General features: G+C 47.1%; 14 protein-coding genes and 1 other annotated feature. Of the genes, 12 read left to right on the top strand and 2 right to left on the bottom strand.

Annotation, left to right across the window (positions count from 1 at the left end):
• Position 1: 1 nt before the first annotated feature.
• Complete coding sequence (locus tag RBH91_RS16120; RefSeq protein ID WP_307892206.1) at positions 2-1,561, bottom strand: alkaline phosphatase D family protein; 1,560 nt, start codon at positions 1,559-1,561, stop codon at positions 2-4.
• Positions 1,562-1,790: 229 nt separating this feature from the next.
• Between RBH91_RS16120 and lrgA the strand changes: the two genes are divergently transcribed.
• From lrgA to RBH91_RS16090, 6 genes are all read left to right on the top strand, one after another.
• Entirely contained in the window at positions 1,791-2,204 is a 414-nt protein-coding gene (lrgA, locus tag RBH91_RS16115) for an antiholin-like murein hydrolase modulator LrgA (protein ID WP_307892205.1), read from the top strand.
• 21 nt (positions 2,205-2,225) lie between these two features.
• On the top strand, positions 2,226-2,909 hold the full coding sequence (gene lrgB / locus RBH91_RS16110; RefSeq protein WP_307892204.1) for an antiholin-like protein LrgB: 684 nt from the start codon (positions 2,226-2,228) through the stop codon (positions 2,907-2,909).
• 130 nt (positions 2,910-3,039) lie between these two features.
• Positions 3,040-3,175, top strand: a sequence feature (ribosomal protein L20 leader region).
• Between the two features lie 68 nt (positions 3,176-3,243).
• Positions 3,244-3,762: a translation initiation factor IF-3 gene (gene infC, locus RBH91_RS16105; RefSeq protein ID WP_116523372.1), complete on the top strand. Its 519-nt coding sequence runs from the start codon at positions 3,244-3,246 to the stop codon at positions 3,760-3,762.
• Positions 3,763-3,779: 17 nt separating this feature from the next.
• The gene (gene rpmI / locus RBH91_RS16100; RefSeq protein ID WP_076763186.1) at positions 3,780-3,980 is read left to right on the top strand and encodes a 50S ribosomal protein L35; all 201 of its coding nucleotides are present in this window, start codon (positions 3,780-3,782) and stop codon (positions 3,978-3,980) included.
• A 32-nt stretch (positions 3,981-4,012) separates the two neighbouring features.
• Positions 4,013-4,372 carry a 50S ribosomal protein L20 gene (gene rplT, locus RBH91_RS16095; protein WP_076763183.1) on the top strand — a complete coding sequence of 120 codons (360 nt, stop codon included), beginning with the start codon at positions 4,013-4,015 and terminating at the stop codon, positions 4,370-4,372.
• A gap of 169 nt (positions 4,373-4,541) precedes the next feature.
• Complete coding sequence (locus tag RBH91_RS16090) at positions 4,542-4,805, top strand: DUF1294 domain-containing protein (RefSeq protein WP_404802517.1); 264 nt, start codon at positions 4,542-4,544, stop codon at positions 4,803-4,805.
• Between the two features lie 16 nt (positions 4,806-4,821).
• On the opposite strand, the gene RBH91_RS16085 is transcribed toward RBH91_RS16090, so the two are convergent.
• The gene (locus RBH91_RS16085; RefSeq protein WP_076763177.1) at positions 4,822-5,223 is read right to left on the bottom strand and encodes a sigma-w pathway protein ysdB; all 402 of its coding nucleotides are present in this window, start codon (positions 5,221-5,223) and stop codon (positions 4,822-4,824) included.
• 172 nt (positions 5,224-5,395) lie between these two features.
• Between RBH91_RS16085 and RBH91_RS16080 the strand changes: the two genes are divergently transcribed.
• The 6 genes from RBH91_RS16080 (at position 5,396) to RBH91_RS16055 (ending at position 12,973) form a co-directional block, all read left to right on the top strand.
• Positions 5,396-6,481 (top strand): M42 family metallopeptidase, encoded by a 1,086-nt coding sequence (locus RBH91_RS16080; protein WP_307892202.1) that lies wholly within the window; start codon positions 5,396-5,398, stop codon positions 6,479-6,481.
• A 200-nt stretch (positions 6,482-6,681) separates the two neighbouring features.
• Positions 6,682-7,602, top strand: a complete 921-nt coding sequence (locus tag RBH91_RS16075) for an arabinan endo-1,5-alpha-L-arabinosidase AbnA (RefSeq protein ID WP_307894776.1) — start codon at positions 6,682-6,684, stop codon at positions 7,600-7,602.
• A 269-nt stretch (positions 7,603-7,871) separates the two neighbouring features.
• The gene (araA, locus tag RBH91_RS16070) at positions 7,872-9,353 is read left to right on the top strand and encodes an L-arabinose isomerase (RefSeq protein ID WP_307892201.1); all 1,482 of its coding nucleotides are present in this window, start codon (positions 7,872-7,874) and stop codon (positions 9,351-9,353) included.
• Positions 9,354-9,365: 12 nt separating this feature from the next.
• A complete protein-coding gene (gene araB / locus RBH91_RS16065; protein ID WP_307892200.1) occupies positions 9,366-11,045 on the top strand; it encodes a ribulokinase in 1,680 nt (559 codons plus the stop codon).
• Between the two features lie 27 nt (positions 11,046-11,072).
• A complete protein-coding gene (gene araD, locus RBH91_RS16060; RefSeq protein WP_307892199.1) occupies positions 11,073-11,759 on the top strand; it encodes an L-ribulose-5-phosphate 4-epimerase in 687 nt (228 codons plus the stop codon).
• Between the two features lie 38 nt (positions 11,760-11,797).
• Positions 11,798-12,973, top strand: a complete 1,176-nt coding sequence (locus tag RBH91_RS16055; protein ID WP_307894775.1) for a sn-glycerol-1-phosphate dehydrogenase — start codon at positions 11,798-11,800, stop codon at positions 12,971-12,973.
• The last annotated feature ends 1 nt before the right edge of the window (position 12,974 follow it).

Genomic DNA, 12,974 nt, shown 5'->3' with positions numbered 1-12,974 from the left:
ATTATAAAACCCGCTGAAGGCCCGGCCGGCCCGCTTCAATAACAAAGCTGGCATATGTCGAGACTGGAGCGCCGGGGCGGGTTATATAAGGAAGAACCTGAAAATCGGCTTGAATATGTTTAGGGGTCATCTTGCAGCGAACATAGCCCCGCTGTGCATTGTATAGTTTGACATGTGGATTTCCGAGCCAAATCGGCGCCAAGGAGTCGGTTTCGGACCCATCTGCATCAGATGAGATGGATGTTGTGATCAGTTCGGTCCCGATCGTCTCCGATTGAATGTCATTAAAATCGGTTTTTAAATCTGCGGCCGCATGTCTGTGAATATCCCCCGTCAGCACGACGGGGTTTTTAATGCCGTACGCCTTATATGCGGAAAAAAGCCTGTCGCGGCAAGCGGGAAAGCCGTCCCACTGGTCTGTGCTGTATTCAACCCCTGGTCCGGTGTCGCGGTCGATTTGCGCGAGCACGACTTGCTGCACCAGCATGTTCCATATCGCGTCTGACTTGCTCAAATGATGAAAAAGCCAGCGCTCTTGGGCGCTTCCAAGTATGGACCTGGACGGGTCGAGCCGTTCATCCTCATTTGACGGGTAATCATTGCGGTACTGCCGGGTGTCAAGGACATTAAATTCCGCCAGTTTTCCATAGCGAAAACGCCGATACATCAGCATGTCAGGGCCGTTTGGAATCGAGGCGCTGCGGATCGGAATATTTTCATAGAAAGCTTGGTAGGCGGCGGCGCGCTGACGGAGAAAGTCGTCGGGTGAAGTCTTGTATTGTGAATGTGCGCCGGCATAATTGTTTTCGACTTCATGGTCATCCATGGTTACAACCCAAGGCGCTAATGCATGAATCGACTGAAGGTCGGGGTCTGTTTTGAACAGGGAATACCGCAGCCGGTATTGGCTCAATGTGACGGTTTTGGCATTGTGAGCGCTGGATAGCTTAACATCCCGATAAAGGTTTTTGGAATTGATGGGATATTCATAAATATAGTCGCCAAGAAAAAAAACAACATCAGGGTGGTCTTCGGCCATATGCCGATAAGCGGTAAAATATCCGTGATACCAAGCCTGACATGAAGCGAGGGCGAACGACATTCCGCTGAGATCGGCAAATGGAGAAGGAGCGGTTTTTGTCCGGCCTGTCCGGCTGATCTCCCGGCCTGCTTTAAACCTGTACCAGTAATATCTTCCCGGTTTTAAACCGTGTACTTCAACATGAACCGAATGGGCCAGCTCAGGTAGGGCAGCGGCCGTTCCCCGCTTCACGATTTTGCGAAAATGTTCATCTTCAGCTACCTCCCACTGAACTGGAACATGCCGTTTCGGCATCCCGCCTAAACCATCTTCAGCAAGCGGATCAGGCGCCAGCCTCGTCCATAACACAAATCCGTCCGGATGCGGTTCCCCTGAAGCAACACCGAGCTTAAACGGGTTATCTGTGAATCGAGGTGCTTCGGCGGCGAGTGAAGCGTCTTCCGGCATTAAACCGCGGCTGACCAATGATGTGAATTGTGCAGCAGGGTGAAAACGCCGCCCGCTCATTGCATCATACATGAATTGCCCCTCCTATTTTCTTCATCGTGTGTTCCACATTAATCACTATACGATCGACGCCTGCTCATTAGCACATATTGGAATTTATTTATCTGTGAAAACGATTTGTATTTCAGCGCCTGATTTCTGCAACTGAGCCTCGTTATCCGGCAAGTTTTAGTGAAAGCGCTTTTTTATTGGCTTCATTTTATATAATGAAGCCAATAAAAAAGCCAAAGAGGTGAATGAAATGAGTGGAAAGAAAGAATATGGCTTTTTAACACAAGCGTTTATTTTTGCTGTCATCATGTTTGTTTCAAACGGAATCGCCGGGATTTTGCCCATCCCGATCCCTGCATCTGTTATAGGTTTGGTGCTTTTATTCACCTTGTTGTCAGCTGGGGTGATTAAGCTTGAGCAGGTCGAATCACTCGGTGCGGCCCTAACCTCGCTTATCGGGTTTTTATTTGTTCCGTCAGGGATTTCTGTGATGAATTCGCTCGGTGTGATGCAAAAATATGGTCTGTCTATCGTATTTGTCATCTTTCTGGCTACCGTCATTTTACTTGCCGCAACCGGGCTGTTTTCTCAGTTCATCCTGGCTGCAGGCGGCAAAAAGCAAAAAGCGGCGCCGCTGGAGACGGCTAAAAAAACAGCTTCTTGATGAAAAAAGGAGGGTTTATCTGTGACACCTTATTTTGGCATTGTCGTTTCACTTGCCGCATTTGGCATCGGCACATATCTATTTAAAAAAACAAAAGGGTTTTTCTTGTTCACGCCATTATTCGTCGCCATGATCCTGGGGATTGCGTTTCTGAAAATCGGCGGCTTTACATATGAAGATTACAGCAGAGGGGGCGACATTATTAAATTCTTTTTAGAGCCGGCGACGATTGCGTTTGCCATTCCTTTATACAAACAGGCGGATAAGCTGAAAAGATATTGGTGGCAGATTCTATCGGCCATTATCGCCGGTTCGGTCTGTTCAGTCGCTGTCGTGTATTTCATCGCAAAAGGCATCCATCTTGACGGTTCAGTCATGAAAAGCATGCTGCCGCAGGCCGCTACTACAGCGATTGCTCTCCCTTTATCAAAAGGCATCGGGGGCATTTCCGATATAACGGCTTTTGCGGTCATCTTTAACGCCGTCATCGTTTATGCGCTCGGGACTTTGTTCTTAAAAATATTTAAAGTGAAAAATCCGATTGCCAAAGGGCTGGCGCTTGGAACATCAGGTCATGCACTCGGCGTCGCCGTCGGGATTGAGATGGGGGAAGTCGAAGCGGCCATGGCGAGCATTGCGGTTGTTGTTGTGGGCGTTGTGACTGTAGTTGTCATCCCGCTATTTATACAGATGACCGGCGGTTAGGATGAAAAAAATAAAAAAATCACCGTTGCTATTTCAAATCTGTCCTGTTATAATAGCAAATGTTGTGATAAATTTTATATCTTGACTTGCAGGATATGTTTATGTAAGATGGATAATGAATTGAATATATATCAACAAGCAGAAGCACCCGCTTCTCACCTGATTGACACATTCTTGTAGTTGGCAGGTTAAACGTACATTTCTTATTTTTTTATGCAGATGTTCGCAGTGTGGGTGTTTCTAAATGCCCACACTTTTTGTTTGCCTGTGGAAATACAAAGAAACGGTCAGAATGAGTTGTGAAATCAATTCAAAGATTCTATGGAGGTGGCTCATTATTAGCAAAGATCAATTGGTTAATGAGGGTATCCGTGCGCGTGAAGTCCGTTTGATCGGACAAAATGGCGATCAGCTTGGGATTAAATCCCGCCAGGAAGCTCTGGAAATTGCGGGTCGCGCAAATCTTGACCTTGTTTTGGTTGCAGCAAATGCAAAACCGCCTGTCTGCCGGATCATGGACTATGGAAAGTACAGATTTGAGCAGCAGAAGAAGGAAAAAGAAGCACGAAAAAATCAAAAAATCATTAACTTAAAAGAAGTTCGGCTGAGCCCTGGTATTGAAGAACACGACTTTAATACAAAGCTTCGCAACGCTATCAAGTTCCTGGAAAAAGGGGACAAAGTGAAAGCGTCCATCCGCTTTAAAGGCCGTGCGATCACGCATAAAGAAATCGGACAGCGCGTGCTTGACCGCTTTTCAGAAGCGTGTGCGGAAGTGGCGACTGTTGAAACGAAGCCGAAAATGGACGGCCGCAGCATGTTCCTGGTGCTTGCGCCTAAAACTGAAAAGTAATTAAGGAGGAAACATCCATGCCAAAAATGAAAACTCACCGCGGATCTGCGAAACGTTTTAAAAAGACAGGTTCCGGGAAACTGAAACGTTCTCATGCATATACAAGTCACTTGTTCGCAAATAAATCTCAAAAACAAAAGCGCAAGCTTCGCAAAAGCGCAATGGTCAGCGCTGGCGATTTCAAACGCATCAAGCAGCAGCTTGCCAACATTAAGTAATTCGTAAAAGGTATAATTAGGAGGGAAATCAAATGCCAAGAGTAAAAGGCGGAACTGTTACACGCAAACGTCGTAAAAAGGTTCTCAAATTAGCAAAAGGTTATTTTGGTTCAAAACATACATTATATAAAGTAGCTAACCAGCAAGTGATGAAATCAGGAAACTACGCTTTCCGTGACCGTCGTCAGAAAAAGCGCGATTTCCGCAAACTTTGGATCACTCGTATCAACGCTGCGGCACGCATGAACGGACTTTCTTACAGCCGTTTAATGCACGGTCTTAAACTTTCCGGCGTTGAAGTGAACCGCAAAATGCTTGCTGACCTTGCTGTAAACGATCTTACTGCATTCAATCAGCTTGCTGACGCTGCTAAAGCTCAACTTAATAAATAAGAAAAAAGGCCGAGACCGGCCTTTTTCTTTTTTCGTTTTTTCAACAACGTACGGTCTCTGCTCTCTCAAGATACATAAGATAAGGCGCATCCGGCAGCAGGAGTTCTGTCATATCGCCCGAATGATAACAATCCGTAAAATAGACAAGGGGAGAAATATCGAAGTGAATATCGCGCTGATATACCTTATCCTCATAAACGGATATGGTTTTTTATTGATGAAAACCGACAAACAAAGGGCCGTCAAAAACAAGTGGAGAGTGTCTGAACGCCGTATCTGGCTGGCGGCAGCCGTTTTCGGCTCTGCGGGTGTTTGGCTTGGGATGCTCCGGTTCAGACATAAGACGAAACATCTTTCCTTTGCGCTGGGGATTCCCTTTCTGCTGATCGTACAAGCTGTTTTGGCTGGTTTTTATTTTTATATCATCAACTAAAAAAGCAGAAAAAGCTTTATTGCTCTTCTGCTTTTTTGTTCTTCCATTTTTGTATGGACGAATCCCAATCGATTTTACAGTCTGGATAACGCTGTTTAATCCTTTCTTCTAATTCATTGAAATCCGCTTCTGTAAAAGTGCCGAGCTTCTCTTCAGAGCTGTCGGTCCATACAAAAATGGTATGGATAAACAATGGGTGGTCTTTTGCCGGTATGTGTTTTTCTCCTTCGAAAAGCACGCCTTTAAATGTTAATTTGAAATTTTTTCGCGTATTTTTTTGTTCGTCTAGAAAGTAAAAATGTTCCTTTGCCTGTGCTGATTTCAGTCTCCGCTTCGGACTTCCCAAAAACAGAACGGCCTTGTACACAACATAAATCAAAAGCGCCAGCAAAGCGAGTCTCAGAATGATGACAAGCATAATGAAAAAGACCCCCCATGAAAGAAAATCAGGTATATCTCAATATATACGAACCAGCAAACATAAGGTTTCATTTTTTTGATTAAAAAAAGGCTGCAATTGATATTCATCGTATTGAAAAGGGATGTTTTTGTATAATAGTAATGAGGTTAATAAAGGAGGATATATATAGATGGCAAAACTTGATGAAACACTGACCATGTTAAAAGAATTAACAGATGCAAAAGGAATCCCGGCAAATGAAAAAGAGCCAAGGCAAGTCATGAAATCATACATAGAGCCATTTGCTGACGAGGTAACGACAGACGGACTTGGAAGCTTGATCGCGAAAAAGACGGGACAAGCTGACGGACCGAAAATCATGGTTGCCGGTCATCTTGACGAAGTCGGTTTTATGGTGACGCGCATTGATGACAGAGGCTATCTTCGGTTTCAGACGGTAGGCGGCTGGTGGTCCCAGGTCATGCTGGCACAGCGCGTCACGATTGTGACGAAAAAAGGGGATATCACCGGTGTGATCGGTTCAAAGCCGCCTCATGTCCTGTCCCCAGACGCGCGAAAAAAACCGGTGGATATTAAAGACATGTTTATCGACATCGGTGCTTCGAACAGGGAGGAAGCGATGGAATGGGGCGTTCTGCCCGGGGATCAGATTGTGCCTTATTTTGAATTTACAGTGATGAACAATGAAAAAATGCTGCTTGCCAAAGCATGGGACAACCGTATTGGCTGTGCGATTGCAATAGACGTTTTGAAAAACCTGAAAGCCGCTGATCATCCAAATGTTGTGTACGGCGTCGGTACCGTTCAGGAGGAAGTCGGACTGCGCGGCGCAAAAACCGCAGCACACACAATCAAGCCTGATATCGCCTTTGGCGTTGACGTCGGAATCGCAGGGGACACGCCGGGAATTACAGAAAAAGAATCGACAAGCAAAATGGGAGAAGGCCCGCAAATCATTCTATATGATGCCTCAATGGTATCGCATAAAGGGCTCCGCGATTTTGTCACTAAGGTGGCGGATGAGGCCGGTATTCCATATCAATTTGATGCCCTTTCAGGCGGCGGCACCGATTCAGGCTCGATACATGTGACCGCAAATGGAGTGCCTGCTCTGTCCATTACAATTGCGACCCGCTATATCCACACGCACGCGGCCATGCTCCATCGCGATGATTATGAAAATGCGGTGAAATTAATTACCGAAGTGATCAAACGATTGGACAAAGAAACGGTCCAAAATATTACATTTGATTGACGATAAGCTGACAGCTGTTTTTTAGGCTGTCAGCTTATTTTTTTTTGGAATGTAAAAGGAAGCGCTTACATATAACAGATAAAGACATTCCCAAATATTACATCGAGAGGAGGTCCAGCTGTTTTTGCCCAATATATTGATTGGAGAGTGGTTTAGTGAAACGCAATTTACGGGGGATTTTTTTTGCATTGGTATTTATAATGGGCCTGATGTTGACATTTCCGACTGCTGAGCCAGCTTCAGCAGCTTTCTGGGATACAACAGGGGACAATTTCATCCATGATCCTTCTATGATCAAAGAAGGCAGCACATACTATACATTTGGGACTGGTGTCGGCACAGGGCTGCGTGTCATCTGGTCGAATGACGGAAAACACTGGAGTGCGGCGCCGAGTATTTTTCCTTCCCCGCTCTCTTGGTGGAAGACGTACGTATCAAATTACGAGGCGCATCAGTGGGCCCCGGATATCAGCTATTACAATGGGCGATACTGGCTCTATTATTCTGTCTCTTCCTTCGGGACAAATACTTCATTGATTGGTCTGACTTCAACAGACCGGATCGCTTCGGGGCAATGGCGCGACGACGGCCTAGTGATCAGATCAACTTCTGCAGACAACTATAATGCGATTGATGGCGATTTTGTGATGGATAAAGACGGAAATCCGTGGCTTTCTTTCGGCTCATTTTGGAGCGGCATCAAGCTGACAAAGCTGGATAAAACAACGATGAAACCGACCGGGAAGCTGTATTCAATCGCTTCAAGGCCGAATAGCGGAGGAGCGGTAGAAGCGCCGAACATCACATATAAAGACGGCTACTATTACCTATTTGTATCATTTGATAAATGCTGCCAGGGGGTGAACAGCACCTATAAAATAGCGTACGGCCGTTCAAAGAATATTACGGGCCCCTATTATGATAAAAGCGGCAAGAATATGATGAACGGCGGGGGAACGATATTAGACGCCGGGAACGACCGCTGGAAAGGACCGGGACATCAGGATGTACTGAACAATTCGATGATTGTCAGGCACGGCTATGACGCCCTTGACAACGGGGTTTCCAAGTTGTTGATTAATGATTTGTACTGGGACTCCGGAGGGTGGCCGACGTATTAATTCTTCTTTTTTGCCAAGCATGCGTTTCGTCTGCTTGGCATTTTTTGTTGCTATTTTGTGAAATTGAAAAACAAACAGGAAATTAAATTGACAGTTTGTGGTCTTATTAATATAATAAACTTGTTCGGACAAATATATTTTTTAATCGTAATTGTACGTACCTATAGTGTGTTGGTGATCGGTGCCGAATGTATCATCCGGTTTTTTTGTAAGCGTTTTAATAGTTTGCTAATGTTCCACAATACCTGAGTAGTAAAGGGGGAAACATTTTGATTCAGTCAAAAACGCATGAATTTTGGTTTGTAACGGGCAGTCAGCATTTATATGGAGAAGAGGCTGTAAGAGAGGTAGAGAAGCATTCAACAATCATTTGCAAGGGATTAAATGACGGTCATTTAGGATTCAAGGTCAAGTACAAGGCTGTCGCCACATCGCTTGACGGCGTCAGAAAGCTGTTTGAAGAGGCGAACAGAGACGCGGCATGCGCCGGTGTCATAACTTGGATGCACACATTCTCGCCTGCCAAAATGTGGATTCCGGGCCTTTCTGAACTGAATAAACCATTGCTTCATTTCCACACCCAATTTAACAGGGACATTCCGTGGGAGAAAATCGATATGGATTTCATGAATATCAATCAGTCTGCCCACGGTGACCGTGAATATGGCTTTATCGGAACGAGATTGGGACTTCCGCGGAAAGTCATCGCCGGCTACTGGGAGGACATGGAGGTAAAGCGGTCGATCGATCGGTGGATGAGCGCTGCGGTAGCTTACAATGAAAGCCGTCATATTAAAGTGGCCCGTTTTGGCGATAACATGCGCAATGTCGCGGTGACCGAAGGAGACAAAATCGAAGCTCAAATTCAGTTGGGCTGGTCAGTCGACGGATATGGAATCGGTGATCTTGTCCGCGAGATCCATGCGGTATCAGAAGAGAGTCTCAGTGACCTGCTCTCTGAATATGAGGAACTTTATGAATGGCCTGAAGGGGATGATGCCCGTGAAGGCATCAAAGAGCAGGCTCGGATTGAGCTTGGATTAAAGCGCTTTCTTACAGATCGGGGCTATTCTGCCTTTACGACGAACTTTGAGGACCTGCACGGCATGAAGCAGCTCCCGGGTTTAGCTGTTCAGCGGCTGATGGCTGAAGGCTTCGGTTTCGGGGGAGAAGGGGATTGGAAAACGGCTGCCCTTGTCCGCATGATGAAAGTGATGGCAGGCGGAAAAGAGACGTCATTTATGGAGGATTACACCTATCACTTTGAACCGGGCAATGAAATGATTCTTGGCTCCCACATGCTTGAGGTGTGCCCGTCGATTGCCGAAAGCAAGCCGAGAATTGAAGTCCATCCTCTGTCAATGGGGGACAAGGATGATCCGGCCCGGCTCGTGTTTAACGGAATTGCTGGCTCAGCGGTTAATGTTTCTTTAATTGATTTGGGCGGACGTTTTCGGCTCGTGATCAATGAAGTGGATGCTGAGAAGGTTCAGCATGATATGCCGAATCTTCCGGTCGCGCGCGTCCTTTGGAAGCCGCAGCCGTCTCTCAGAACGTCTGCGGAAGCATGGATTTTGGCGGGCGGAGCGCACCATACATGTCTTTCTTATCAGCTGACGGCTGAACAGATACTGGATTGGGCTGAAATGACAGGTATTGAAGCGGTTTTGATCAACCGCGATACGACGATTCCAAAGCTTCGGAACGAACTCAAATGGAGTGAAGCTGCATATCGGCTTCGCATGTTTTAAGGAGGGGAGTTTATGCCATTTACAATCGGGATTGACTTTGGAACGTTATCGGGGAGAGCGGTCTTGATTGATGTCCGGACTGGGGAAGAGGTCGCGACAGCAGTCAAGGAGTATACGCACGGCGTGATAGATCACGAACTGCCCGGGACAAAGCGAAAGCTTCCGAGAGACTGGGCGCTTCAGCATCCGGCCGATTACATTGAAGTGCTGGAAGAAACGATTCCGAGTCTTCTGGAGCAATCAAAAGCCGATCCGAAAGAGATCGTCGGCATCGGCATCGATTTTACGGCATGTACGATTCTGCCGGTTGACAAAGATGGAACACCGCTTTGTATGAGGGAGGAATATGCCGGAGAACCCCACAGCTATGTGAAGCTTTGGAAGCACCATGCCGCACAGGAGCACGCGAACCGGCTGAATCAAATCGCGGAAGAAAGAAATGAAGCCTTTCTTCAAACATATGGAGGAAAAATTTCTTCTGAATGGCTCGTGCCAAAAGTGATGCAAATCGCAGAAGAAGCGCCCTCCATTTATGATGCAGCAGACGAAATCATGGAAGCTGCTGACTGGATCGTCTACCGCCTGTGCGGAAATAGAAAACGGAACAACTGTACAGCGGGCTATAAAGCGATTTGGAACAATAAGACCGGCTATCCTTCCGACGATTTTTTTGCAGCGCTGCACCCTAAACTGAAAAATATCGTGCAGGAAAAATTAACGGAAGATATTGATTTATTGGGAGAGCGTGCGGGCGGACTGACTGAGGAAATGGCCGCTAAAACAGGGCTTTTGCCGGGAACGGCGATCGCGATTGGAAATGTTGATGCACATGTCTCAGTACCGGCAGTCGGAATCACAGAACCGGGGAAAATGCTGATGATCATGGGAACATCCACATGCCACGTGCTGCTAGGCGAGGATATCCGAATGGTGCCGGGGATGTGCGGTGTCGTTGAAAACGGCATTCTTCCGGGCTATGTCGGCTATGAAGCGGGCCAGTCCTGTGTAGGCGATCATTTTCATTGGATGATCAAGCATTTGGTGCCTGAAGCCTATATGAGAGAGGCCGAAGCTGAAGGGATATCCATTTATGAGCTGCTGAGTCAAAAAGCAGACAATCTGCGCATCGGTGAAAGCGGGCTGCTCGCATTGGATTGGTGGAACGGAAACCGTTCAACACTGGTCGATGCAGATCTGACGGGAATGATGCTCGGGATGACGCTCGCTACAAAACCGGAAGACATATACCGCGCATTGGTGGAAGCGACTGCTTACGGGACGAGAATGATCATTGAAACGTTCCGGCAAAGCGGCGTGCCGATCGAAGAGCTGTATGCAGCCGGAGGAATTGCCGAAAAAAATCCGTTCATTATGCAGATTTACGCAGATGTGACAAACATGGAAATCAAAATCTCCGGTTCTCCGCAGGCTCCTGCTTTAGGATCTGCGATATTCGGTGCCCTTGCGGCAGGAAGCCAAAACGGCGGTTATGATCATATCGAAGAGGCTGTCAGACATATGGGGAAAGTCAAGGACTATACGTACAAACCGATTCCGGAAAACGTCACATTGTATGATCAGCTGTATGCGGACTATAAGGAGCTTTACATGTACTTCGGAAAACAAAACGATGTCATGAAGCGTCTCAAAAAATTGAAAAACATCCAGTCCATCAGCCCCGCCGTCCGTTAAAACGATCATCAAAAGGAGGAGAAACTTGTGCTGGAAGCTTTAAAAGAGCAGGTGTCAAAAGCGAATTTGCAGCTTGAGGAGCACCGCCTTGTCACGTTTACATGGGGAAACGTCAGCGGGATTGACCGCGAGAAAGAGCTTGTTGTCATCAAGCCGAGCGGTGTGAAATACAGCGAATTAAAAGCGGAGGATTTAGTCGTTTTGAACATGGAAGGTGAAGTTGTTGAAGGCGGGCTGAAACCGTCTTCCGACACACCGACCCACCTCCATCTTTACAAGGAATTTCACACGATAGGCGGCATTGTCCATACCCATTCCCCATGGGCGACAAGCTGGGCGCAATCAGGCAGGGATATTCCGTCATTGGGAACGACACATGCCGACTATTATCACGGTGATATTCCGTGTACAAGAGAAATGTACGCTGATGAAATAGCCGGGCAATACGAATTGAATACCGGAAAAGTGATTACAGAGACATTTCAGCATCTTGATCCGCGTGATGTCCCGGGCGTTCTCGTCAACAATCACGGACCATTTTGCTGGGGGGAGGATGCTTTGACAGCCGTACACAATGCCGTCGTATTAGAAGAAGTGGCGAAGATGGCCTATCATTCACTCATGCTGAATCCGTCTCTTCACCCGATCAAGAGTGTTTTGCAGGATAAGCATTTTTTCCGGAAGCATGGGGCTGGCGCATATTACGGTCAATAGAGGAGGGAAGTGTTTAAATGAATGACCTGATCTCTTATATGAACAACACTTTAGGCGCATGTGATTGCGGAGCCGTCCATCATCCGCTGACAGTCGAAAAAATAGCGGTCGGTGAACATGCTCTTGATCAAGAGCTGCCGGCTTACGTGAAAGCCGCTTCATTTCAAAAAGTTGCTGTCATTTGTGATGAAACGACTGAGCAGATAGCCGGAAAAAAGCTGATGGCCATTCTTCATGAAAAAGCTGAAGCAGCCTCGGTCAAACTGGAGGCGAATGCGGCGGGCGATGTCACGGCAGATGAAAAAACGTTAGTGAGCGCACTGATCGGCATACCGCTTGATACGGATGTGCTGATAGCAGCCGGCGCCGGCACGATTCATGATATCGTCCGCTTTTGCGCCTTCCAGCGCGGGATTCCGTTTATTTCAGTGCCTACGGCTCCATCGGTTGACGGCTTTACTTCAGCCGGTGCGCCGTTGATTTTGAAAGGCAAGAAACAGACGATACAAACGACTGCGCCGATCGCATTATTTGCCGACCTCGAGCTTTTGCGAAAGGCTCCGCAAAAGATGATTGCCGCCGGATTCGGCGATATGCTCGGCAAGGTTACATCGCTTGCAGACTGGGAAATCTCCCGTTTGCTTGCGGATGAGCCCTATTGTCCGGCCGCTGCAGCTATCACAAAAGAAGCTCTTGAACAGTGTCTTTTGCGGATAGATGACATCGCTGCAAAAACGCGCGAAGGCATTGAGAAATTGATGGAATCGCTGATCATTTCCGGACTTGTCATGCTGGTGCTGGATCATTCCAGGCCGGCTTCGGGCGGAGAGCATCATCTTTCACATTACTTGGAAATGAAAGCATTGGAGAATCAAAAGCGGCAGGTGCTCCACGGCGCAAAAGTCGGATGTGCTGCCATCATGCTGGCAGATATTTATCGGTCCCTTACAGAAACAACATGGAGTGATGAACACGCCGAAAAAACAGTGCGTTCAGCTTATGAAAATCTGCCCGCCGGCGAGACGATGGCAGGATGGATGAGGCGTGTCGGCGGGCCTGTATCGCTCGAAGAACTGGATGTCGATGAGCATCTGCTGACTGAAGCGCTGGCTCACGCCCATCACCTCAGAGATCGGTATACGGGATTGAAAATCATCAATCAATACGGCCTATTGCCTGAGATGAGGCAAAATGTCAAACATGAAAGGGGTTAAA

This window comes from Bacillus swezeyi (assembly GCF_030908325.1).
GTDB lineage: Bacteria > Bacillota > Bacilli > Bacillales > Bacillaceae > Bacillus > Bacillus swezeyi.
This window is presented reverse-complemented; position numbering and strand designations above follow the sequence as displayed.

Excerpts from the sequence above, each read along its gene's own strand:
- araB (WP_307892200.1), top strand. The coding sequence starts at position 9,366 with ATGCCATTTACAATCGGGATTGACTTTGGAACGTTATCGGGGAGAGCG.
- lrgA (WP_307892205.1), top strand. The coding sequence starts at position 1,791 with ATGAGTGGAAAGAAAGAATATGGCTTTTTAACACAAGCGTTTATTTTT.
- RBH91_RS16120 (WP_307892206.1), bottom strand. The coding sequence starts at position 1,561 with ATGTATGATGCAATGAGCGGGCGGCGTTTTCACCCTGCTGCACAATTC.
- RBH91_RS16085 (WP_076763177.1), bottom strand. The coding sequence starts at position 5,223 with ATGCTTGTCATCATTCTGAGACTCGCTTTGCTGGCGCTTTTGATTTAT.
- RBH91_RS16075 (WP_307894776.1), top strand. The coding sequence starts at position 6,682 with ATGGGCCTGATGTTGACATTTCCGACTGCTGAGCCAGCTTCAGCAGCT.
- RBH91_RS16055 (WP_307894775.1), top strand. The coding sequence starts at position 11,798 with ATGAACAACACTTTAGGCGCATGTGATTGCGGAGCCGTCCATCATCCG.
- rpmI (WP_076763186.1), top strand. The coding sequence starts at position 3,780 with ATGCCAAAAATGAAAACTCACCGCGGATCTGCGAAACGTTTTAAAAAG.
- RBH91_RS16080 (WP_307892202.1), top strand. The coding sequence starts at position 5,396 with ATGGCAAAACTTGATGAAACACTGACCATGTTAAAAGAATTAACAGAT.
- rplT (WP_076763183.1), top strand. The coding sequence starts at position 4,013 with ATGCCAAGAGTAAAAGGCGGAACTGTTACACGCAAACGTCGTAAAAAG.